This window comes from Flavobacterium azooxidireducens, assembly GCF_023195775.1.
Classification (GTDB): domain Bacteria; phylum Bacteroidota; class Bacteroidia; order Flavobacteriales; family Flavobacteriaceae; genus Flavobacterium; species Flavobacterium azooxidireducens.
Window position 1 is genome coordinate 291,887 of sequence record NZ_CP096205.1, and the last position, 20,892, is coordinate 312,778.

Below are 20,892 nucleotides of genomic sequence, written 5' to 3' on the forward strand. Positions count from 1 at the left end.
TTTTTAATTTTCAACAATTATTTTGGCTGACAAACCAGTGTCGGCCAGAATGACAGAAACAACACCTGATACTTCATCCCAACTCCATGCAAATTTATGGAATTCATTGGCATTGACCGATTGTAAAGCGGCTGTTTTTACCTTTTTTACTTTTTTGCCGTCAACCGATACATTTTTCGGTTTAACAGAAGCATGCAGTTTAACAATAATATTTCGTTGTTCCGGCTTATAACCATTCTCCTCTCTGGCATGGATGGTTAAAGCATAACCTTCCTTTGCTGTTTTACCTGTAAAAGTTGTTTTACTGAAAATATTCCGCTCATAGTCGCGGCTTTCCCCATCGTCTTCGTAGAGTGTGAAGGCAGATTCTTTATTCAGTTTTCCGGGAAAAATTTCAAGGATAACAGGATAATCCGGTTGTTCATGTATGTATTGCATCACTGGCATCATTGGCAGTATAGCTCCTTTTTTAACAAAAACCGGAATTCGATTCAGGGGTGCATCAACGGTTATCCATTTGGGTCCGCTGTAAACTGTTTTGCCGTCATGAAAATCAATCCACTCCCCTTCCGGTACATAAACCTCTTTGGTAACCGCTCCTTTTTCTACAACGGGAGCCACTAACAATTCTTTTCCCAACAAAAATTGCCCGTTTAACCGATAGGTTTCACTATCATCAGGATATTCCAGTAACAATGCTCTCATTAAAGGCAATCCTGTATCATACGCCTCTCTTGCATAGGTATAGGTATAGGGAAACAACTTGTATTTTAATTCAATTGCCTCTCTGGAAATGTCTTCCGCTTCTTTACCAAAAACCCAGGGTTCCACGGCATTATCACCTTCGTGGTGTGCCCGGCTCAAAGGATTAAACACGCCAAACTGCATCCATCGCACATAGAGTTCTGCCATAGCATCATGGTCTTTAATATCGCCGCAATAACCTGAAATATCACAGGACCAGAAAGGAATAAGTCCTAATCCGGCCGAAAGCCCCACCGGAATCTGATTTGCCATTTGTTTCCATCCTTCCAGCACATTACTGCCGTTCCCCGCATCACCGCTCCAACCGAAGGTATAACGCTGTAAACCGGCATAAGCGGCTCTTGTCATTTGGAAAACACGTTTATTGGGGTTATGTTTATAAAATTGTTCTGTCACCACTTTGTCCCAGGTAAAACCGTAAACGTTGTGAATTTCATCATGCATCCCCGAATAATGCTTCATAAATAAACGGTCTGTGGTCTCTTCATTACTCCAAGCCGGTTCGCCCATATCTGTCCAAAAACCCCGTACTCCATCGTTAAGAGGCTTTTGTTGGTAATTTCCCCACCAATCTGCTACTTCCGGTTTGGTAAAATCAACTACCCCACAGTTTCCTCCCCACGGCCAAGGCATGTCATAAGAATTTCCGGTGCGTATATCCGTGGTAAAATAGCCTAATTTATCTGCCTCTTCCCATTGTTTTGCGTTGGCCTGTGAAATCACCGGATCTTGCGACAGAATCATTTTGAATCCCTTTTCGTTCAATTCACTAACCATCTGCTTCGGGTTTTTGTAATTATTTTTTTTCCAGTCAAAATCCTGTAAACCTTCCACCCATCCGATATCCTGGTAAATTATATCACAGGGAATTTGTCTGGCTCTGAATTCAGAAGCCACTTCTTTTGCCTGGTCTTCCCGAGTATATAGTCCCCTACATTGTGAAAATCCAAAAGCCCACTTGGGCGGCATAATCGGTTTTCCGGTTAACCCTATATAGTGCTTGATGATTTGTTTGTAATTGTTTCCAAACATAAAATAATAAAGTATTTCGCCGCCCGGGGTTTCAAAAGAGTAATAATCATTGGACTCACTTCCGAATTTAAACTCGGTTTTATAAGTATTGTCAAAAAAGATTCCGTAGTTATAACTGCTCATGAAAAAGGGAATACTCTTATACAAAGGATCTTCATTCACACTATAGCAAGGTTTATCGCTGTTCCACATTTTATAACTGCGTCCGCGACGGTTTATCGGACCAGTTTTTTCGCCCAAACCAAAAAACTGTTCATCGGTACGAAGTACTTTGTAAGACAATAACTGATTATTTTCTTTAACAAAACCCATGTCGTTATAATCACTGAAGAGTAATTTTTGGTATTTGTCAAAAATTTGCAGTTGAAAAGGTGTTTTATTCACCCGGACACGAAGGGATTCCGTAAACAGTTCATAAGCGGCTGACTCTTCAGTCATATTGATGGAACCACTCCATCCCAAATCTTCATTGATTACGGCAAATGATGGATTGGTCCGTGTAAAATTACCATCAGGAGAAACCCAAACCTTGAGTACTTCACCGCTGCAAAGTTGCAACAGTACTTTTGAACCTCCGGAACAATTGAAGACCAGTTTATTTCCCGAAACGGCCGTATAGGAAACACAGTTCCCCAATTTTTGACGGGTACCACCGGTTGTTTGAGAAGCCGTATTTTCAGTATGCAGAAAACCTAAAAGAAGTACGATAACAAAATATTTTTTCATAATTAAAGCGTATAACTTATTTAAAAACAGCTCCTGGCAACAGAGCTTTTTGCCGAAAAAAAACGGCTATTCCACCACGATCATTCCCCAATACTTAAGAAAAGGTACTTTTAAATTAACTGAACTACCAACTTGTGTAAAATCAATTGCTGTGGTACTGCCTCCGTTGTAATCCGGCGAGGCATACCAGATTTTGGTAACCGTACCGCTGACTTGAAGATTTAGCATAGCCTGCTTTATAGCCTCCGGAACACGCTGCGTTCCTTCTGTATCTCGCCAGTTCAAAGAATTAGCATTTGTGAAATTCAACAAATGAACCACCTGTTTTGCTCCTACTTGTTTTCCTACAACAGCCACTTTACCCATGGTTGGCGGCCAGCTCCCCAAATTCATTTTTCCGTCTCCTGAACTAAGGACAGGCGTATTAAAACTACCGCCGTCGCGAAGCAGGTTCTGATAGGCTGTTAAAAAGTCATAATAATCCAGTAAAGCTGTTTTAAGTTCAACTGTCATGGACAAATTGGTATTCGGAAAATATTCTTTTGCCAGCATGTGTTCACCCAGTTCAAGATGTGAACCGCCAAAGGCAAAGATTACAGCATCCGTAAGTAAAATACCGGGTGTATTAAAAATTCCCGGACTGTTTGCTTTGTTGTAATTCATATACGCTGCCAAAACGGTATTTTTGGTGTGATTGCTATAGGCGGCATTATCAGCCAAGATGTTTGTAAGGTCTTTAAATCCTTCGTTAGGCGACCAGACTTCGGTGTAAAGAAAATCCAGATTGCTACCGGCCATTTCCGGTTGACCATATTGATTTACCGCATTCATGACCATCCTTTTATCAGGATGTGCCTGTTTCATAGATTCAATAAAGGCCGGAAATGTATTTTTTAAATTTGCATCCGAACCGTCGTAACGGTATACCGTTCCTCTGTCCCCAAGCTGGTCTATGTGAAAACCGTCAAAATCAAATACCTGGTATACTTCATCATTCTTTTGTATCAGGTAATTTTGCCATTGTGCATTGGCCGGATTCACCAGGTAAATATCACTGATGAACGGAGCCGATAGTTCATGCCTGTCTTTCATCGTATGATTGATATCCTTATAAATAAACAACTGCGGAGGAATTAAAGCCGGATCATAATCATTCAATACTCCGTAAGCCAAATTGTAAAACATCGTTTTCATGTTGCTTTCATGGGCTAGGGTAATATAATCCTGTACCGTACTCAAATAATTGTCTCGGTTAATAATATCGTTCCAAACCGGCATCGGACTGTTCACTGTTCCTGCCAAGGGAGCATGATGTCTGTAAAGCCAGTCATAAAACTGAAGGCCATTGATGTGGTATTTTTTCAGGTTAGCTATAACTTCCTGCTTTTGAGAAGCCGTGAGATTACCAAAATCCGAGAGGAAACCATACCTCGGAAATTTAGACCAATCGGAAGAAACATCAACGGCAACAGTGCCTAAAATCTGTGTAGTTCCATCATTATTATTAACATAAACCTCTGCCATATATCCTTTAAAATCTGTTAAAGGCGGTGTCCAGCTCCAAGTTGTTGCAGTCAGAGGTAATTCGCCCACAACCGTTCCCAAATATTTGTAGCGAATAAATGCATTAGCATAAAGTTTATCTGCCGTAAAAAGCACTGTTTCTCCGGGATTATAAACCGCTTTATCCGTAGTCATTTCGACACTTGGAATAACCGGATCTTCAACATAAGGAATATCCCGATTGGTTTCATCATCACTACAAGCCAATAACATGGCCAAACTTAAAATAATACTGTATTTTACAAACTTAAATTTTATCATTAATTAATGGTTAATTCATTGGTGTCTAAATTTATCGTAATTGTGCGGTTACCAGCCTGAGCGGCGGAAACAACCCATTTATTATCATCTCCGGCACAATTCTCTCTGTATAAAAAGCTCGTGTTTAAAATAGATTGATTGGGCGTAGCTGCCACTATTTCAGTTCCTTCACACCAGTTGGTATTAAACTTTGTGAATTTAAATTCCCCTGCCGTAAGGTTGCCCGTAAAAGTGTAGACACTTCCGTTTTTAACCATCGGTGTAAAAGAACCCATGCTCCAGCCGTTAGGTGTAGCATCACCAATGAGGTATACCTCCACGGGAACAATTTTTATGGTGTTATTGGCGGTGTTCAGGGTAATCTTATACCTGCCGGCAGTTGCTGTAGTTACCTGCCACTTATTGTCTACATCACAGCCTGAATTTTGTTCCACGGTAGTAGCCGTTAAAACTTCATTATCTACCAAAGGTCTATACCATTGTCCGCACCAATCCCCCGTTACTCCGGCAAGTATTTTAAAATTCCCGGGCACAAAGGTAGCTTCATAGGTAAATATAAAAGGATCATCGGTTTGTGTAAACGGTTTCGGATTGTTGATATCCCATCCGCTAGGTGAAGCATCACCCACTATCCATAATTGGGAGAACGGGGGAGCATCAACTTCTTCTATCGCAATAGTCAGTTCAATCAGGTTAACTGTTAATTTATACATTCCGGTTGATTCAATTGTCCATTGTAAATCGTCTCCACTCCCGCCAATGTTGTATACCATGCTGTTTTCATCGTCCGCATTCCGGGTATAAAAATCCTGACATAAACAGGAATCTGTATTCACAGCAAACTTAAAATTACCGGTGGTCAGTGTTCCTTCATAGGTAAACACGGTTGGATTTGAAGCAGATTGAATCAGGGGAGTGGCATTTACAATATCCCATCCGTTGGGTGTGGCACTTCCTATCAGAAACAATGTATTAGTCAAAGGCTGATAGGGCGTTAAGACCAAACTGATTTCTGAAATCTGGGTTGCCACATTTTCGTTGGCAAACGTTGCTATAATTCGGGCCCGAATGGAAACAGGAGTACCGACCTGAGCTCCAAATGTTGTGAGCAACATGGCATTGAAAGTGGGAATACCTAACTCAAACGAAAAAACATTTTTCCCAAAATCATATTCTACGGGATTAGAAAAGTTATTCTCTGTCTTGTCTAATTGTAATTTATAAAATATTGCCGAGCCGGTTCCCATATTGTTTCCGGTAGTCCAGTTGAACTGAAACTTTTCGTTAAACATGCTTGGTTCAAACACCATTTCTTCCCGGGAAGCCGTTAGTGCCAATTCATCTGTTGCAAAGGTCTGCCCGTCGAGTTCATCACTGCTGCAGGCCGACAAAAAAACCATCGATACAATTGAAAAGAAAGCCAATAGTTTTGTCCGATTCATTTTGTTTTTAATTGTTTTCATACGATTCTGTTTTTTAATAACCTGGGTTTTGTGTTAAATTAGGATTTCTGTCCCGTTCAATTTGCGGAATGGGCAACAATAAATGTTTTTGGGATGCATTTGTTTTTCCAATAGAATGAAGAAAATCGATTCCATACTGACCATTATTTACACGAATCAGATCAAACCATCGTTGTCCTTCAAAAGCCAATTCCATTCTTCGTTCTTTTAAAACGGCCATTCTGAACTGCCCCTGCGAAAGTCCGGTTATATCATTTAATCCGGCTCTGTTTCTAACTAAATTAAGAGGCGTTTCAGCCAAAGCTGTTTGTCCTAATTCATTTAATGCCTCTGCTTTCATCAACAGTACATCTGCATAACGCATAACCGGAAAGTTTAGCGGGCTGTTGTCATACGTAGGGGCAATACTTTGAGGTACCAGAAACTTACGCACATTATATCCCGTTAAGGAATAAGAGGCACTGTATTCCACCCCTTCAAAATCGGGACAACCTTCATACAAAACGGTGGTGTTTTTTCGAACATCTCCTTCTTCATAGTTATTCATAAACTCGGCTGTGGGCTGATTCCATCCATATGCTCCTGCCACCATTCCACTGCTTCTGGGTCCCATGAAAGTACTTGTCCAGGAAGACTGGTTTTCATTGCTCCAAAAATCAAATCCTGCATTTGCCACGTATTGTACTTCAAAAAGTGACTCGTTTGAATTCTCAGTATTGGGATTAAAATTATCGCTGTAAGCGGTATTCAGGCTGTATCCCATTGCTTCAAGTCCTGATGTCAGCGTAACCACTTGTGACCAGTTTCCGAGGGTTAAATGAACTTTGGCCAGCATTCCCATTGCAGCACCTTTGGAAGCACGTCCTTTATCTGCATCACCATATTCCTGTTTAACAGGCAATAATTCCACGGCCTTTTCCAAATCACTGAGTATTTGTGCATACACTTCTGCTTTTGGAGTTCTGGCAGGATATAAATCACTGCTGGCATTCTGAGGAGTTGTGACCAATGGCACATCTCCAAAAAAGCGGACTAGTATGAAATAATAATGAGCTCTCAAAAAGTAGGCTTCTCCCATACTTCTGTTTTTCACATTCTCATTAATGGTTAATCCTTCGGCGGCTGCAAGTACAATGTTGGCTCTCAAAATTCCCGGCCAGGGGCCTCGCCATAAATCCAATACCCCTTCATTATCTGTTGTAGTTACAAAATTGGAAAGATTGGTTGTTTCAATTCCGTCCTGTCCTCCACCGGCTCCTACAATACTGTTTCCTGCAAAAATATCGGAAGTCCACATTCTCAGGTTATAAAGTTTTGGCCATTGTAACGGTTGGTATGCTCCATTGACAACTGTAATCAACTCTTCTTCGGTAGTAGGATAATTACCCGTGCTGATAGTATCCAGCGGAACTTTATCAAGGTAATCGTCACTGCATTGTACAAACGCCATTGTCACCAACAGCCCTAAAAATATTTTAATAGTTTTCATAGTCTTCATTTTTTAAAATCCAAGGTTAAGGCCAAGTGAAAATGTTCTTGTTATGGGATATACATTATTATCAATACCATTGACAGATACTTCCGGATCAAAACCACTGTAATCGGTGATTGTGAATACATTTTGAGCTGCAAAATAAATTTTGGCTGAAGTAAATATATTCTTAACGATTTCTTTCGGAAAGTTGTAGCTCAAACTAATATTTTTAAGCCGGATATACGAACCGTCTTCAATAAATCTGTCAGATACTCTTGCGTTGTTATTCGGATCTCCAAATACAGCTCTTGGCATTGAATTACTGGTTCCGGGACCTGTCCATCGGCCGAGTGTGGCTGTAGTCTGGTTATTGGGTATCGACATAGATTCTGTATACATTCGGTTTGCATTGTATACATCGTTCCCACTGACGCCTTGAAAGAATATACTCAAATCGAAATTTTTGTATGAAAAAGTATTATTCAATGAAAAAGTAAACTTAGGATTAGGATTTCCTATAAATGTTCTGTCTTTATCGTTGATGATACCGTCATTATTGAGGTCCTTAAAACGTATGTCTCCTGCTGCCGTACTGGTGGCCGGATTGGTTCCGGGCATTTGGACAGCATGGTTGTTAACTTCCGTCTGCGTCTGAAAAATACCATCGGTCACATAGCCGTAAAATACATTAACGGGATATCCGGCCTGAATGAGTCCGATACTGCTGTTTAATCCGGTACTTCCCGTAATAATCGGTGTGTCTCCGTTGATACTTTCCACTTTGTTTTTATTATAGGAAAAGACAGCATCGGTAGACCATTTTAGTTCATCAACCAGATTTTTGGTTGATAGAGAAAATTCAAATCCCCTGTTAATGATTTTTCCGGCATTGATTGACGGCACATAAATATCTGAATAACCGGAAGTGACCGGAACCGACATCGGCACCAACATATCATTGGTATTTTTCACATAAAAATCGGTAATCAGGTTAATTCTGTTATTCAGGAAACTGGCATCCAAGCCCACATTAAACTGCTCCTGTCCTTCCCATTTTACATTCGTATTAGGCAAAACCGTGGGAACCACAGCACTCACATAATTGTTATTAAAATTGTAGAGTACGGTGTTATAAGCCGAAGCAAAAGCATAATTACCGATTTCTTGATTTCCTGTAATTCCGTATCCGACTCTTAATTTTAAGTCATCAACAACGGTCATATTTTTCATAAAATCCTCTGCTGAAATTCTCCATGCCAAAGCTGCAGAAGGAAACCACCCCCATTTATTCCCCTGACCAAATCGTGAGGAACCGTCTCTTCTAATTGTACCTGTTACATAATATTTGCCGTTATAGTCGTAATTAACTCTTCCAAAATAAGACATTAGTGACCATTCAGATGCATTTCCGCCAACCGTAGGCTGCAATGTTCCGTTATCAATTTGTTGAGTATTATCGCTGGCAAATTTCTGTATGGAGCCATTTAAAAAGTCAAACCGGTTTTCCTGAGCTCCGGTTCCAACTACGGCATTCAGATTGTGGTTTCCAAACTGAATATCATACGTTATTGTATTGTCCCACAACAGCGTTATACTTCTGTTAGAAGCCTGTGACAAATAAGAATTCGGCTGTACATCTGATCCCCAGGAATATTTGGGTGCCCAGGTTCTGTCAAACCAAAAATTGGCTTCTAAACCTCCAAGAGATTTAAACACTAAATTTTTAAGCAGGTTAATTTCCGTAAAAAGGGTACCTTGTACATTATATCCTTTGGTTGAAGTTTTTACTGTACTGGCTTTTCCGATTGGGTTTTCTACATCTCCGGAATAAAGCGGATTACCTGTCGGTCCGGTAAAGTTACCGGTTTCATCATAAATGGATTGTGTGGGATTTGCCAAAAGTGCATTGCGAATGTCATATGCCCCGCGTTCCTTATTGTCGTAAGCCAGTTTAAGACTGTTGCCAAACTTTATTGTTTTATTGATCTTGGTATCGGTGTTGAACTGGAGTATAATTCTTTCATAATCCGTATCCAACACAATTCCTTCCTGTTTAAAATAATTTCCTGAAACATAAATGTTAGATTTTTCACTTTTGTTTCCGTAGGCAAGAGTATAGCTAGACATCATAGCCGGATTAAATAAATTACCGACCCAATCTGTACCGACTCCTAAGTCAGAAGGATTTGACCACGCTGGATTTGGAGTAAGTCCGCCGTTGGCAAGCATTTCATTATTCAACGCCGCAAATTGAGCGGCATTCAGTACCTCAACCATCCCCGTTTCGTTCTGAACACCGGTAAAAGCATCAAACGTAAAGATTGAGCCTTCCTGTTTAGCTCCTCTTTTAGTGGTAATGATTACCACCCCATTAGCTCCCCTTGAACCGTAAATTGCTGTGGAAGAAGCATCTTTTAAGACACTGATGGATTCCACATCATTCATATTGACCTGATTAAGTCCGCCATTCAATGGCATTCCATCCACCACAATTAACGGATTATTATTGGCAATCGTTCCAGTTCCTCTTACTCGGAAAGTTACATTAGAACCCGGCTCTCCGGAGGAAACGACCTGAACGCCGGCAGCACGTCCCTGAATAGCCTGACCAATATCTGCTACAGGCTGATTTTTAGTTTTTCCGACATCAATGACCGAAACAGAACCGGTTAAATCTTTTGGTTTTGCTTTACCGTATCCGATAACGACTATATCATCCAGCGTAATGTTTTCGGATAACAACTTTATTTCCAGATTCGTTCCACTCACAGTCACCTCTTTTTCGGAAAATCCCAAATAGGATATGATTAACACCGGATTTGCAGTGGTTAAACTCAGGGTAAATTTACCTTCTAAATCGGTAGACACTCCGTTAGCGGTTCCGCGTTCAACGACCGACGCCCCTATTAAAGGCTGATTCTGATCATCATAAACGATTCCGGAGAAAACTTGCTGTTTTGCCTGTTGAGTTGTTTGGGCATACCCTTTAACGGAAAGAAAAGGAAAAAACCCCAGTAACATTCCAAGCAAAAAGAGACCAAAGAAGTATTTCTTTGCTGGTTTCATAAAAATCTCAATTTGTAATTCGAATTTCATTTAATTTGGTTTGTTTAAGGTTAGATTAGTTCGTTTGAATTTTACGACCTGTTAATTTTTACAAAAAAATTTCTCCTTACAGTCTATCAGAATACTGCCTTGAAACCTTAATGCTTTGTTAATTTTTTAACCGGCAAAACAAAGAAACAAAATTTACCAAACTGAAAACGATTTCGTAAAAAGCATATAGATAAATCCGGACAACTACAACGTTATATTAAAAGCAAAACACTGAATAACAAATACTTAAAACAAAATGTTTTTATTCAACTATATAGATTATTTTTAAGTTATTCTTAAAAAAAGTAGTTTAAAAAAACACTTTCAACAATAAAATAGGTATGTTTTTTATTGATTTCATTATTAAAATGCAAAAAACTCATACCACATTTTTATTGAAATGCAAGATAACTTTACCTCAAGTGGTTACACATTACAATGAGTTCGTTATAGATTGGCTTTTACTTTTTACTAACCAAATAAGTTACGGAAGGTTTTACTACAAATTTCTTCGTCTATTCAACTTTCGGTTTAGGGTCACAGCTAAACACGATGAACTTGAAGTTCATCGCTCTTGCTAGCAGACAAAGAAGTTGGAAACCAAATAAAAAAGTATAGAATTTGAAATAAATAATTTGAGAATTTGCGGTAAATAATTTTAGATGCTGAAAACCAAATGTACTAAAAGTGCATCGTTTTAGACTATTTTTCAGACCTGTAAAAATCTAATTTAAACACTAAGCCTTGATGGAAGTATTCATGATTAATTGTTTATCAAATTCTTCGTTCTCAACCACCGATTTATTTCTCACTTTAGTTTTGTAGGCATAGATGGAATTAACCGAATAGCCTAAAATTTTGGCAATCTTTTCGTTGTGTTTTATACCAAGCCGGATCAAGGCAAAAATGCGTAGTTCTTTATTAAGAATCTGATCGGGCTTTAATTTTACTTCGTGTCCTTCTTTCATTAATAAGTTAAACTCATCAATAAAATTAGGAAACAGACTGATAAAAGCCGTGTCAAAATTATAAAGCAACTTTTCTTTTTCTTTATTGGAATCATATTTAGAGATGCGGTATTTTGCTTTAGTATAATCATCCGAGTCTATCTCTTTTTTGGTTGCGGCAATCAGTTCATTAAATTTTTCAAAAATATCGTCGTATTCCGTAAAAAAGAAACCTATATATTCTTCGTTAATTTTATTAGCTTCAAACAAACGGTTATTGATTCGTTCAATTTCAACATTATGGGCATTGATTTGTTTGTTAACCAACCGCAACTGTTCATTTGTTTTTTCTAAGGAGTCGTGTGCTGCTGCTATAATTTCCCTTCCTTTTTTAATTTTTTTATTTTGTACAAAAATAATAATCAGAAAACAGATTAATACCGAAGAAAAAATGACAGCTCCTACATATTGTGTATAAAGTCGGCTTTTCTCTCTTTCAATATTTTCAACCACTTCTTCTTCAATAAGTGGCAGAATCTCACCGACCTGAAGCTTGCGTTGTTGGGCTCCGTAAAAAATGGCATCTTCATAGGCTTTCTTCACGAGAACAGACGCTGCTTTCAGTTCTTTTTTCTTAAACAGCAATTCAGAAAGTTTAATTAGTGCAAGGGATTCTTTTGTTGACACACGCACATCAGTTATAGCGGCTGCATAGTAATGATTAATTGCCGAATCAACATGACCGGTTTCATGATCAATTTCACCCAACATATAATTGACCAATGCCTGCTCCCTTTGCTCTAAACCCTGCTTCAACATTGATTTGAATCCCAGTCGAGCCTGTTTTAAATTACCTTCCTTGTATTCGTTGAATACCTTTAAAAAAGAATTAAAAAAAGTTCCAGGTTCGGTTAAACTGAGTGCTTTAATTCTACACTCTCTAGCTAGTTTTATGTACTTAGAACTAAAAAAAGGTATACTACTGTACTCTGCCATGTCACTGTAACATCGACCTAAAAGCCCATAATATAACGAACCGTTGCCATCTTTGATTTCTTCCGGTTTAACCGACAAAAGATAATCCAATCCCTCTTTATACATTCCGGCTGATACACTGATATTGGCTAAATTGATATAGGATTTAATTAAATAATCATTCTGGTCGGTGACTTCTGCTAATGCTTTTATCTTTAAAGCATAATTAAAAGCCGAATCCCTCTTAAAAACCAGATAATGATCAAAAAGTTGCTGATTTAAGTCAAACCGTGCGTTATAGTCTTCTTTTGCTGTTTTTTCTAGTTTGTTTTTGAGTTCATCAATAAGCTTTTTTTTACGCTGATCATACACCGAAGAAGAATCTACAACCGCCTTTAGCTGATTAAAAAGATTATACTTCTGACCATACGAATGCATTCCGATGAAGTAAAATAAAAAAATAAAAACCTTTATGTTTCGCATAATTGTTACTTTTTAGCCCCAAACAAATTTACTTTCCTAAATTCATACTTATCTAACTATTTGCATGAACTGGAATTAAAAAAAACATCGTACGCATTCATCCGTTAACCTTAAACCCATTTTCCGGCACCCTTCCTGTTGCTCCTAAATAAAACTGTTGCAAATAGTGAACATCCTCTTTAATTTTACCAGTTGGATAAAATGGACTTCCTAGTTTAACTTCTTTTTTTGAATAATCAAAAGCAACCGGAATTATAGGAACATTTGCTTGAAGTGAAATGTAATAAAATCCCGTTCTCCATTCCGTTACTTTTTTTCTGGTTCCTTCTGGTGCGATGGCTAATCTGAAAATTTCTCTTTTTTTAAAAACTTCTGCAATGGCTTCTACTTTATTTAAACCACCTGATCTGTCTAATGGCTCTCCTCCCATCCATTTGAAATAATAGCCAAAAGGAAATCGGAATAATTCTTTCTTCCCTACAAAATTCATTTCAAGACCTACAATTCCTCTTGTAAAAAGACCAAGATAGAAATCATGCCAGCTCGTATGCGGAACCACAATCATGACACATTTTTTAATAGCTGGGTCAATGGTGCCCGAAATTTTCCATCCCATGAATTTAAAAAAAACCAACTTGTAAAGCCATTTCTTCATCGCACAAAATATTTTAGTAAAAATACGATTTATACATTATTTTTGATAAAAATTATCAAATGTTCAAAAAAATAATCAGCTACCTCTATCCTATCAATTTACACAAAACGACTTCTGAGATTAGCAAGTCGTTGGAAGTTACTTTGGTAAACGGACAAGTGGTTTTGGATAGTTTGAACACCAATTATTCCTATGGGAGTTTGCAACGTGTGCTTAGAAAAGGACTTTTAAGCATTGGTTTTGAAAATATCAAACCAATGAATCATGTTTTGGTTTTGGGTGTTGCCGGCGGAAGTGTCATCAAAACGTTGGTGGATGAAGTTGGTTATTCCGGAAAAATTACCGGCATTGAATTGGATGAAAAAGTAATCGATTTGGCCAACGAACATTTTGGTTTGGATAAAATAAAAAACCTCAACATTATTCATCATGAAGCCTTTGAATTTGTGTTAAAAACCAAATTGAAATATGATTTAATTATTGTTGATATCTTTCAAGACACGACTATGCCCGGCTTTTTATTTGAAAATTTCTTTCAGAATCGGTTAACCGAAATTTTAAATGCAAATAGTTATATTCTTTTTAATACGATGATTTTGAAAGAACATGACAATGCACGAAATAAATCGTATATTTCTTTTTTTGATACAGAAAAATATATGGTTTGGACGCTTCCACGGATTGAAGAGCACAACGAATTAATTTTAGTTAAAAAAGAAAAATAACTTGGTACACTAATTGCAACGTAATCGAATGAATACCAATTAAATTATTACTTTTGACCTCAGAAATTCGTAGCATGAAAAAAATATATTTTATACTTCCCATAAGTTTAGCCTTACTCCTTTTATTTGGTTTTGAAATGGATGATAAAGATAAAAACACACAAAAAGCAGGAAAAAAAATGCAGGAAATGGTTGTCGGCATTTCAAAATATGCCCGCAAATTCAATCCTGATTTTATTGTTATCCCGCAAAATGGCTCAGAATTAGCCTTTCAAAACGTTGATCCGGACAAACCGTTGTGTAACGAATATATGAATGCGATTGACGGCATTGCAATTGAAGAATTATTTTTAGACGAAAAAGGCAAAGCAGACAAGTATCGAATTAACAACCTAAAAAAATTACCAAAAGACAAAAAAGTAATTGTTTCTGAGTTTGTAAAGGATAAAAATGAAGAAGAAAATATCATTAAACTAAATCAAGAAGCTGGATTTGTTCCGTTTATCAGAACAGCAGATAATTATCATTATCATACCATTCCTGAAAAAATACTGAATGAAAATTCTAATGATGTTAACAAACTAAAAGATGTTCAGAATTTTTTATACCTCATTAATGCCGATGATTTTGACACCAAAAAAGAATTGATTGATAAAGTTGCCGATACTAATTTTGACTTGATTTTAATCGATTTATATTATTTGAGCTTTCCTTATACCAAAGCCGATTTAGAAAAACTAAAAGTGAAGAAAAATGGTGGAAAACGTTTAGTGATTTGCTATTTGAATGTGGGTGCAGCCGAAAATTGGCGAAGTTACTGGCAACCAAATTGGAAAAAAGGCAATCCGAAATGGCTCAAAAAGAACTATAAAGGTTACGATAACGAAATATACGTAGAATTCTGGGAACCAACTTGGCAAAAAATGATGTTTGGAAACGATGATTCATACATGAAAAAAATTATCAATGCCGGATTTGACGGTGTATTTTTAGATAATGTAGAAGCTTATTATGCTTTGTACAACTAAAGTAAAAATCTAGCTTTTTCCAAATCTTCCGGAGTATCGATCCCAATGCCAACATGATTAGTTTCTACCATTTTGATTTTTTTACCATATTCTAAATAGCGAAGTTGCTCTAATTTTTCTGAAGCTTCTAGTGATTTCATCGGTAAATGATAAAAATCTAACAACGCTTGTTTTCTAAACGCATAAATTCCGATATGCTGAAAATAGCGAACGCCAACATTTTTTTCTCTTGGATATGGAATTACCGAACGTGAAAAATACAAAGCCAATCCGTTTTGATCGACAATTACTTTTACGTTATTAGGGTTTTCAATCGCTTCCCAATCAGTAATTTCTCGCATCAGCGAAGCTAAATCAACTTTTTGTTCTACATCGTTTTTAAAAACTTCAATCACTTTTTCCAGCGGTTCTTTGTTGATGAAGGGTTCGTCGCCTTGCACATTTACCACCACATCAACATCTAAATTTTCAACGGCTTCTGCAATTCGATCGCTTCCACTTTCGTGTTCTTTGATGCTCATAATCGCTTTTCCGCCTTGAGAAACAATTTCATTAAAAATTAAATCGGAATCTGTCGCCACAAACACATCATCAAATAAATTAGTGTTTACAGCCGCTTCATACGTTCTTGTAATCACTGTTTTTCCACCCAAATCTTGCATGAGTTTAGCAGGAAAACGAGTGGATGCGTAACGAGCTGGAATGACGGCGATGATTTTCATTTTTTGGATTGTTGGATTTTCAGATTTTTCGATTTTTGGATTTTTCGATTTTTGGATTCTTTCGATTTTTATTTTATCATCTTTCGAAAAAACTTTATTCCCACAAAGAAAATAAAAAGCACTAAAATAAACGCTATAATTGGTATAAAAATGGATGCGAACGACATAACTGTGGCTGTTCCGGTTTCAACGGTAGAAACAATTGGGTTGCCAATTCCCCCTGTGGTAGCAGTTGAAGTGAGTCTTGTTGCGGCTGTGGCAGAATTAATAGCTGCGGCTGTTCCTCCTCCGGCAATAATGGCTAAACCCCACGTAAATAACGGACTCAAATCGACTAACGTGGAAGCCATCACTGCAGTTCCGGCAATAGCTGCTAACGGAATAGCAATTGTGTCTAAAATATTGTCTACAAAAGGAATATAATAGGCTAAAATTTCAAAAATCATGGCAATTCCAAGAGCAATTAATGCCGGTGTTTCGCCAAGCCAACTCCAGGAATCATTCACAGGAATCCAATTCAAATGAGAAGCCAAACTCAATATAAAAAGCGGTACAAAAACCCGAAATCCGGCTGAGGCTGCCAATCCGATTCCGAGACAAATGCTGATTAGGGTTTCTATTGATATCATCTTTCAAATTTATTCAAAATTTTCATCTTTAAAGCCAATCAGATATAATTTTTCTTTGGCTCTGGTAACGGCTGTGTACAACCATCGAATGTAGTCTCTATCTACACCTTCGGGTAAATAGGGTTGTTCTACAAAAACGGTATTCCACTGACCACCTTGCGATTTATGACACGTTATAGCATATGAAAATTTCACTTGCAATGCATTAAAATATTCATTTTCCTTTACTTTTTGCACTTGTTTATATTTTGGTCCTTCGTTTTCATAATCTTGCAAAACTTCTTGATACAAGCGATTGGATTCTTCGTAAGATAAAGAAGGTGTTTCGCTGGTAACCGTATCCAACAACAAAATGGTTTCAAATGGTTTTTGGTTGGGATAATCGACCATTCTAATTTTTACTTTGGCAAATTTGAATCCGTATAATTCTTGAATTTTATGAATTTCGAGAATTTCAACAATATCACCATTGGCAATAAATCCGGCTTCATCGGTTTCTTTTAACCAAAAATAATTATTTTTTACCACCATCATAAAATCGCCGGAAGACAAATCGCTTTCGCGGAAGAGAATAGCATTTCTAATTTGCTGATTATATTGATTCGCTCGTTTGTTGGTTCGCACGATGAAAGCGGTTTCCTCCATCCCATCTTTACTATAAGCAGTATTAATGGCATCTTGAATATCATAACCATCGGTTAAACGCACGATGTCTTTGAAACTTTTTACATTAAATTGAAACGAATCGATAAAATGTTCTTTCAAAACTTCTCTGAGCAAGGTTGCGTTGAACAAAATTCCGGAATTTTCTTCTTGTCGCATCACTTCATCCAATTCGATGTGAAGTACTTCTTTATTATAATAGGTACGTAATGTTTCAATATTTAAAGCCGGACTCACATCCATGTGAACGGGTGGCAACTGAGCTGTATCGCCCAATAGAATCATTTTACAATTTTCACCGGAATAGACATAACTCATCAAATCATCCAAAAGTGAATTGCTGTCCATTGATTTTGAATCGGTATTTACATCCGAAATCATAGAACTTTCATCTACAATAAAAATCGTGTTTTTATGTTTATTAATTTGTCTGGTAAAAGAAACGCCTCCTGAAGGATTTTTTTTAGGAAAATAAATTTTTTTATGAATGGTAAAAGCCGGTTTTCCTGAATAATTGGCAATCACTTTTGCTGCCCGACCGGTTGGAGCCAACAAAACATATTTTTTGTTTACAGAAAGTAAGTTTTCAACCAACGTAGAAATTAATGTTGTTTTTCCGGTTCCGGCATAACCTTTTAAAACAAAAAGTTCGTTGGAATCTGAATTTGTGGCGAAATTGGCTACCTTTTCAAAAAAAATTGTTTGTTTTAAAGTGGGATTAAAAGGGAACGATTTTTGTAAGATACTGTAAAACAGAGATGAATTCATTTATGAAAAGTTAGGAAACTATTAAAATTCAAATATACTGATGAATTTTGTGTGAAATGCTTTTGAGAAAAAAAAAAAATTGTAGATTTGCCTTAAACTGAAATTAAAAAAAATCAAGATGATTAAATTAGTTATAATTGTTGTAGTACTTGCATTAGCCATTTTTGGAATTGTAAAATTACTGGATAAAAACACTAATACAAAATTGAAACCTGTTATTTCAATTGTATTATGGATAGTAACGTTAGTGTTTGGATATTTAATTTACGAATCAATTCAGGATCCAATTCGTTTTGACAAATTAAAAGAGAAACGTTTTCAGGTTGCAGTTAACAAAATGTTGGATATTAAGGCTGTTCAGCAAGCCTATAAATCTATCAACGGAAAATACACCGACAATTTAGATACGTTAATTACTTTTATTGAAAATGAAAAATTCACCATCATCGAAAGAAAAGACACCTCTGTTATTGATGCTGAAAGAAACAGAGCTTTTGGTCTTACAGTTGGTCCGGACGGAACAGGTGGATATTTTAAAGACGTTGTTGTGACTAAAGAATTAGGTAAAGTAAGTATTAAAGATTCTTTATTTAAAAATTCAGATCGCTACAAAAGATTAAATCTTGTAAGAGTTGATGGCATTGAAGCTAAAATTGATTTGAAATCTGGATTCATTAAGAAAAATGATTTGAATGTTCCTGTTTTTGAAGCAAAACTTGAAAAAGCAAAATTACTAACAGATCAAGATCAAGGATTAGTAGCTAAAGAAAGAAAAGTTGTTTCTGTAGACGGAATCAACGGAGAATACATCCTACTTGGATCAATGGAAGAAGTTAGTTTGTCAGGAAACTGGCCTAAAAAATATGGAAATAACGAATAATTCAATTACCGAAAAAAGTTATAAAAAGTTGTCCATTCAGGTTTCACTGAATGGGCTTTCTTTTTGTTGCCGTGACACTTTGTCTGGGCTGATAACTTCTTTTAACAACATTGATTTTACTAAATTTCCAAAAAATTTCAGCATCGAAAACAGTCTTTGGAAATCTATTCTAGATTATACCGATTTAACCAAATCATATGATCAAATTACTGTTTTGCATGAAAACAATCTGAGTACATTTGTGCCAAAACCGCTTTTTGACGAAGATTATAAAGGAAGCTACCTTCAATATAACACCAAAGTTTTTGAAACCGATTATTTTGCCGTTGATGAAATTGGAAAATATGAAATGATGAATGTTTATGTACCTTATGTAAACATAAACAACTATCTGATTGATCAATTTGGTTCTTTTGAATACCAACATTATAGCGGAATTTTAGTTTCTAAATTACTTGACTTATCTAAAAATGATGTGTCGCAAAACGTGTTTGTACATGTAACGAAAACTCATTTTGAAATCATTGTTATTCAAAATCAAAAATTACTGCTTTTCAATTCGTTTGAATACCAAACAGCAGAAGACTTTTTATATTATTTATTGTTCACCGCCGAGCAACTTCATCTGAATCCGGAATCGTTTAAATTAAACATTTTAGGTGATTGCACAGAACAAGACGAATTATATCAAAAAGCATACAAATACGTTAGAAACACTACTTTGTTGGATGTTTCTGATTTACAAAAATCAAACACTTTTTCGGCACAGGAAAACAGAACCCATTTTATACTATTTAACTCTTGAGAATCATATCCGGAAAATACAAAGGTCGCCGATTATCACCACCCAAAAACTTACCTGTTCGCCCCACGACCGATATGAGCAAAGAAGCGTTGTTTAATATTTTGAACAATCATTTTAATTTTGCCGAACTTTCGGTTTTAGACTTATTTGCCGGCACCGGAAACATTAGTTTTGAATTTGCTTCGCGTGGTAGTGAAGCAATAGTTTCAGTTGATGCTGATTTTGGATGTATTTCCTTCATCAAAAAAACAACGGACGAATTTGAATTTAATATCACCGCCATTAAAAGCGATGTTTTTAAATTTTTAGAAAAAACCAAAGGTAATTATGATATTGTTTTTGCCGATCCGCCTTACGGAATGACACAAGAAAATTTTGAAAAAGTGGTACAAATCGTTTTTGAAAAAGAACTTCTTTCAGAGGACGGAATGATGATAGTGGAACATTCTAAGCACACCAAATTGGAGCATCTTTCCAATTTTTCATTTCAAAAAAATTATGGTGGCTCAACTTTTTCCTTTTTTGAATTGGAAAATGAATCAGACAATGATGAAATTGAAGGAGATGATAGCGAAGAATAGACTTACCTATTTTGGACTTTTTGCTCTGCTTTTAGTATTTAATTCTTGCTATTTTCCGCACTATAGATCAATTGCAGAATCAAGTTTATATGACATAAATTTTTCGGAAGGAAAATGGTTTTTAAATCATGTTACCGTAAATGGAAAAGCATGGAATGATTTATCTACTACAACCGAAGCAACTCTTTCATCCTGTCTGAACGATTCACTCTATCTTAGCTATGGAAAGAAAAAAGCAGCTTATAATGTTCCTATTCTAACAGATAAAAATTCAAGGGAACAATTAACGTTTTTAAAAGCTACCAATAGTGTTGATTATGTAATTCAAGTTGTGGGCAGTATTTTAGCCAACGATATTGGAGGAATTACTATCAAACCGATGAAAAATGCTGAAGAATCATCTGCATCCATTACCATTCAAGTTTATGATGTAAACAAAGGAAGCCTAATTTATTCGCACACAACCACTGGAAGCATTGAAGTAGAAAATAACCGTGATGATGTTGTTTTTGGAAAATCGGCTCAAACCATTTTGAAAAAATGTTTAAAAAAGGAATTGAAAACATTTAAGAAAAATGGTGGTTGTGAATAAGACATGGCCAAACACCTCCAATTCACAACCACCAATTTAATCAATAACTTATTTACTAT

At 36.5% G+C, this 20,892-nt stretch carries 16 protein-coding genes; 6 read left to right on the top strand and 10 right to left on the bottom strand.

The features are described 5' to 3' along the window. Nucleotides 1–3 precede the first annotated feature (3 nt). The 7 genes from M0M57_RS01315 to M0M57_RS01345 all read right to left on the bottom strand — a co-directional run bounded on the left by M0M57_RS01315 (nt 4) and on the right by M0M57_RS01345 (nt 13,440). A complete protein-coding gene (locus tag M0M57_RS01315) occupies nt 4–2,523 on the bottom strand; it encodes a glycoside hydrolase family 31 protein (RefSeq protein WP_248434661.1) in 2,520 nt (839 codons plus the stop codon). Nucleotides 2,524–2,589: 66 nt separating this feature from the next. Continuing rightward, a complete protein-coding gene (locus M0M57_RS01320; protein WP_248434663.1) occupies nt 2,590–4,347 on the bottom strand; it encodes an endo-dextranase in 1,758 nt (585 codons plus the stop codon). After that, entirely contained in the window at nt 4,347–5,810 is a 1,464-nt protein-coding gene (locus M0M57_RS01325) for a SusF/SusE family outer membrane protein (protein ID WP_248434664.1), read from the bottom strand. Before M0M57_RS01325 ends, M0M57_RS01320 begins: the two co-directional genes overlap by 1 nt. A 13-nt stretch (nt 5,811–5,823) precedes the next feature. Further along, nucleotides 5,824–7,299 (bottom strand): RagB/SusD family nutrient uptake outer membrane protein, encoded by a 1,476-nt coding sequence (locus M0M57_RS01330; RefSeq protein ID WP_248434666.1) that lies wholly within the window; start codon nt 7,297–7,299, stop codon nt 5,824–5,826. 12 nt (nt 7,300–7,311) lie between these two features. Continuing rightward, the gene (locus tag M0M57_RS01335) at nt 7,312–10,380 is read right to left on the bottom strand and encodes a SusC/RagA family TonB-linked outer membrane protein (protein WP_248434668.1); all 3,069 of its coding nucleotides are present in this window, start codon (nt 10,378–10,380) and stop codon (nt 7,312–7,314) included. Between the two features lie 737 nt (nt 10,381–11,117). Beyond that, the gene (locus M0M57_RS01340) at nt 11,118–12,740 is read right to left on the bottom strand and encodes a DUF6377 domain-containing protein (RefSeq protein ID WP_248434670.1); all 1,623 of its coding nucleotides are present in this window, start codon (nt 12,738–12,740) and stop codon (nt 11,118–11,120) included. A gap of 142 nt (nt 12,741–12,882) precedes the next feature. Beyond that, nucleotides 12,883–13,440, bottom strand: coding sequence for a 1-acyl-sn-glycerol-3-phosphate acyltransferase (locus M0M57_RS01345; RefSeq protein WP_248434672.1), 558 nt, complete (start codon nt 13,438–13,440; stop codon nt 12,883–12,885). A gap of 59 nt (nt 13,441–13,499) precedes the next feature. Here M0M57_RS01345 and M0M57_RS01350 point away from each other — a divergent pair, with 59 nt between their 5' ends. Together M0M57_RS01350 and M0M57_RS01355 are read left to right on the top strand one after the other, a co-directional pair. Next, nucleotides 13,500–14,165: a spermidine synthase gene (locus M0M57_RS01350; RefSeq protein WP_248434674.1), complete on the top strand. Its 666-nt coding sequence runs from the start codon at nt 13,500–13,502 to the stop codon at nt 14,163–14,165. Nucleotides 14,166–14,239: 74 nt separating this feature from the next. Then, nucleotides 14,240–15,193 carry an endo alpha-1,4 polygalactosaminidase gene (locus M0M57_RS01355; RefSeq protein WP_248434676.1) on the top strand — a complete coding sequence of 318 codons (954 nt, stop codon included), beginning with the start codon at nt 14,240–14,242 and terminating at the stop codon, nt 15,191–15,193. Here the strand turns inward: M0M57_RS01355 and kdsB are convergent. The 3 genes from kdsB to M0M57_RS01370 all read right to left on the bottom strand — a co-directional run bounded on the left by kdsB (nt 15,190) and on the right by M0M57_RS01370 (nt 17,975). Further along, entirely contained in the window at nt 15,190–15,915 is a 726-nt protein-coding gene (kdsB, locus tag M0M57_RS01360; protein WP_248434678.1) for a 3-deoxy-manno-octulosonate cytidylyltransferase, read from the bottom strand. The two genes, M0M57_RS01355 and kdsB, sit on opposite strands and share 4 nt — an antisense overlap. A gap of 68 nt (nt 15,916–15,983) precedes the next feature. Further along, a complete protein-coding gene (locus M0M57_RS01365; protein ID WP_248436782.1) occupies nt 15,984–16,541 on the bottom strand; it encodes a DUF4126 domain-containing protein in 558 nt (185 codons plus the stop codon). Nucleotides 16,542–16,553: 12 nt separating this feature from the next. Then, a complete protein-coding gene (locus tag M0M57_RS01370) occupies nt 16,554–17,975 on the bottom strand; it encodes an ATP-dependent DNA helicase (protein ID WP_248434680.1) in 1,422 nt (473 codons plus the stop codon). A gap of 118 nt (nt 17,976–18,093) precedes the next feature. On the opposite strand from M0M57_RS01370, the gene M0M57_RS01375 reads away from it, so the two are divergent. The 4 genes from M0M57_RS01375 to M0M57_RS01390 are packed head-to-tail and all read left to right on the top strand — an operon-like array spanning nt 18,094 to nt 20,833. Next, on the top strand, nt 18,094–18,855 hold the full coding sequence (locus M0M57_RS01375; RefSeq protein ID WP_248434682.1) for a hypothetical protein: 762 nt from the start codon (nt 18,094–18,096) through the stop codon (nt 18,853–18,855). Beyond that, a complete protein-coding gene (locus tag M0M57_RS01380) occupies nt 18,839–19,660 on the top strand; it encodes a DUF3822 family protein (protein ID WP_248434684.1) in 822 nt (273 codons plus the stop codon). Before M0M57_RS01375 ends, M0M57_RS01380 begins: the two co-directional genes overlap by 17 nt. Further along, nucleotides 19,657–20,241 (top strand): 16S rRNA (guanine(966)-N(2))-methyltransferase RsmD, encoded by a 585-nt coding sequence (gene rsmD, locus M0M57_RS01385; RefSeq protein WP_248434686.1) that lies wholly within the window; start codon nt 19,657–19,659, stop codon nt 20,239–20,241. The genes M0M57_RS01380 and rsmD overlap by 4 nt, the downstream gene beginning before the upstream one ends. Then, nucleotides 20,225–20,833, top strand: a complete 609-nt coding sequence (locus M0M57_RS01390; RefSeq protein ID WP_248434688.1) for a hypothetical protein — start codon at nt 20,225–20,227, stop codon at nt 20,831–20,833. Before rsmD ends, M0M57_RS01390 begins: the two co-directional genes overlap by 17 nt. The last annotated feature ends 59 nt before the right edge of the window (nt 20,834–20,892 follow it).

Coding starts and splice junctions, on each gene's coding strand:
- kdsB (WP_248434678.1), bottom strand. CDS start 15,915: ATGAAAATCATCGCCGTCATTCCAGCTCGTTACGCATCCACTCGTTTT.
- M0M57_RS01325 (WP_248434664.1), bottom strand. CDS start 5,810: ATGAAAACAATTAAAAACAAAATGAATCGGACAAAACTATTGGCTTTC.
- M0M57_RS01380 (WP_248434684.1), top strand. CDS start 18,839: ATGGAAATAACGAATAATTCAATTACCGAAAAAAGTTATAAAAAGTTG.
- M0M57_RS01340 (WP_248434670.1), bottom strand. CDS start 12,740: ATGCATTCGTATGGTCAGAAGTATAATCTTTTTAATCAGCTAAAGGCG.
- M0M57_RS01320 (WP_248434663.1), bottom strand. CDS start 4,347: ATGATAAAATTTAAGTTTGTAAAATACAGTATTATTTTAAGTTTGGCC.
- M0M57_RS01370 (WP_248434680.1), bottom strand. CDS start 17,975: ATGAATTCATCTCTGTTTTACAGTATCTTACAAAAATCGTTCCCTTTT.
- M0M57_RS01390 (WP_248434688.1), top strand. CDS start 20,225: ATGATAGCGAAGAATAGACTTACCTATTTTGGACTTTTTGCTCTGCTT.
- M0M57_RS01375 (WP_248434682.1), top strand. CDS start 18,094: ATGATTAAATTAGTTATAATTGTTGTAGTACTTGCATTAGCCATTTTT.
- M0M57_RS01350 (WP_248434674.1), top strand. CDS start 13,500: ATGTTCAAAAAAATAATCAGCTACCTCTATCCTATCAATTTACACAAA.
- M0M57_RS01335 (WP_248434668.1), bottom strand. CDS start 10,380: ATGAAATTCGAATTACAAATTGAGATTTTTATGAAACCAGCAAAGAAA.
- M0M57_RS01355 (WP_248434676.1), top strand. CDS start 14,240: ATGAAAAAAATATATTTTATACTTCCCATAAGTTTAGCCTTACTCCTT.
- M0M57_RS01315 (WP_248434661.1), bottom strand. CDS start 2,523: ATGAAAAAATATTTTGTTATCGTACTTCTTTTAGGTTTTCTGCATACT.
- M0M57_RS01330 (WP_248434666.1), bottom strand. CDS start 7,299: ATGAAAACTATTAAAATATTTTTAGGGCTGTTGGTGACAATGGCGTTT.
- M0M57_RS01345 (WP_248434672.1), bottom strand. CDS start 13,440: ATGAAGAAATGGCTTTACAAGTTGGTTTTTTTTAAATTCATGGGATGG.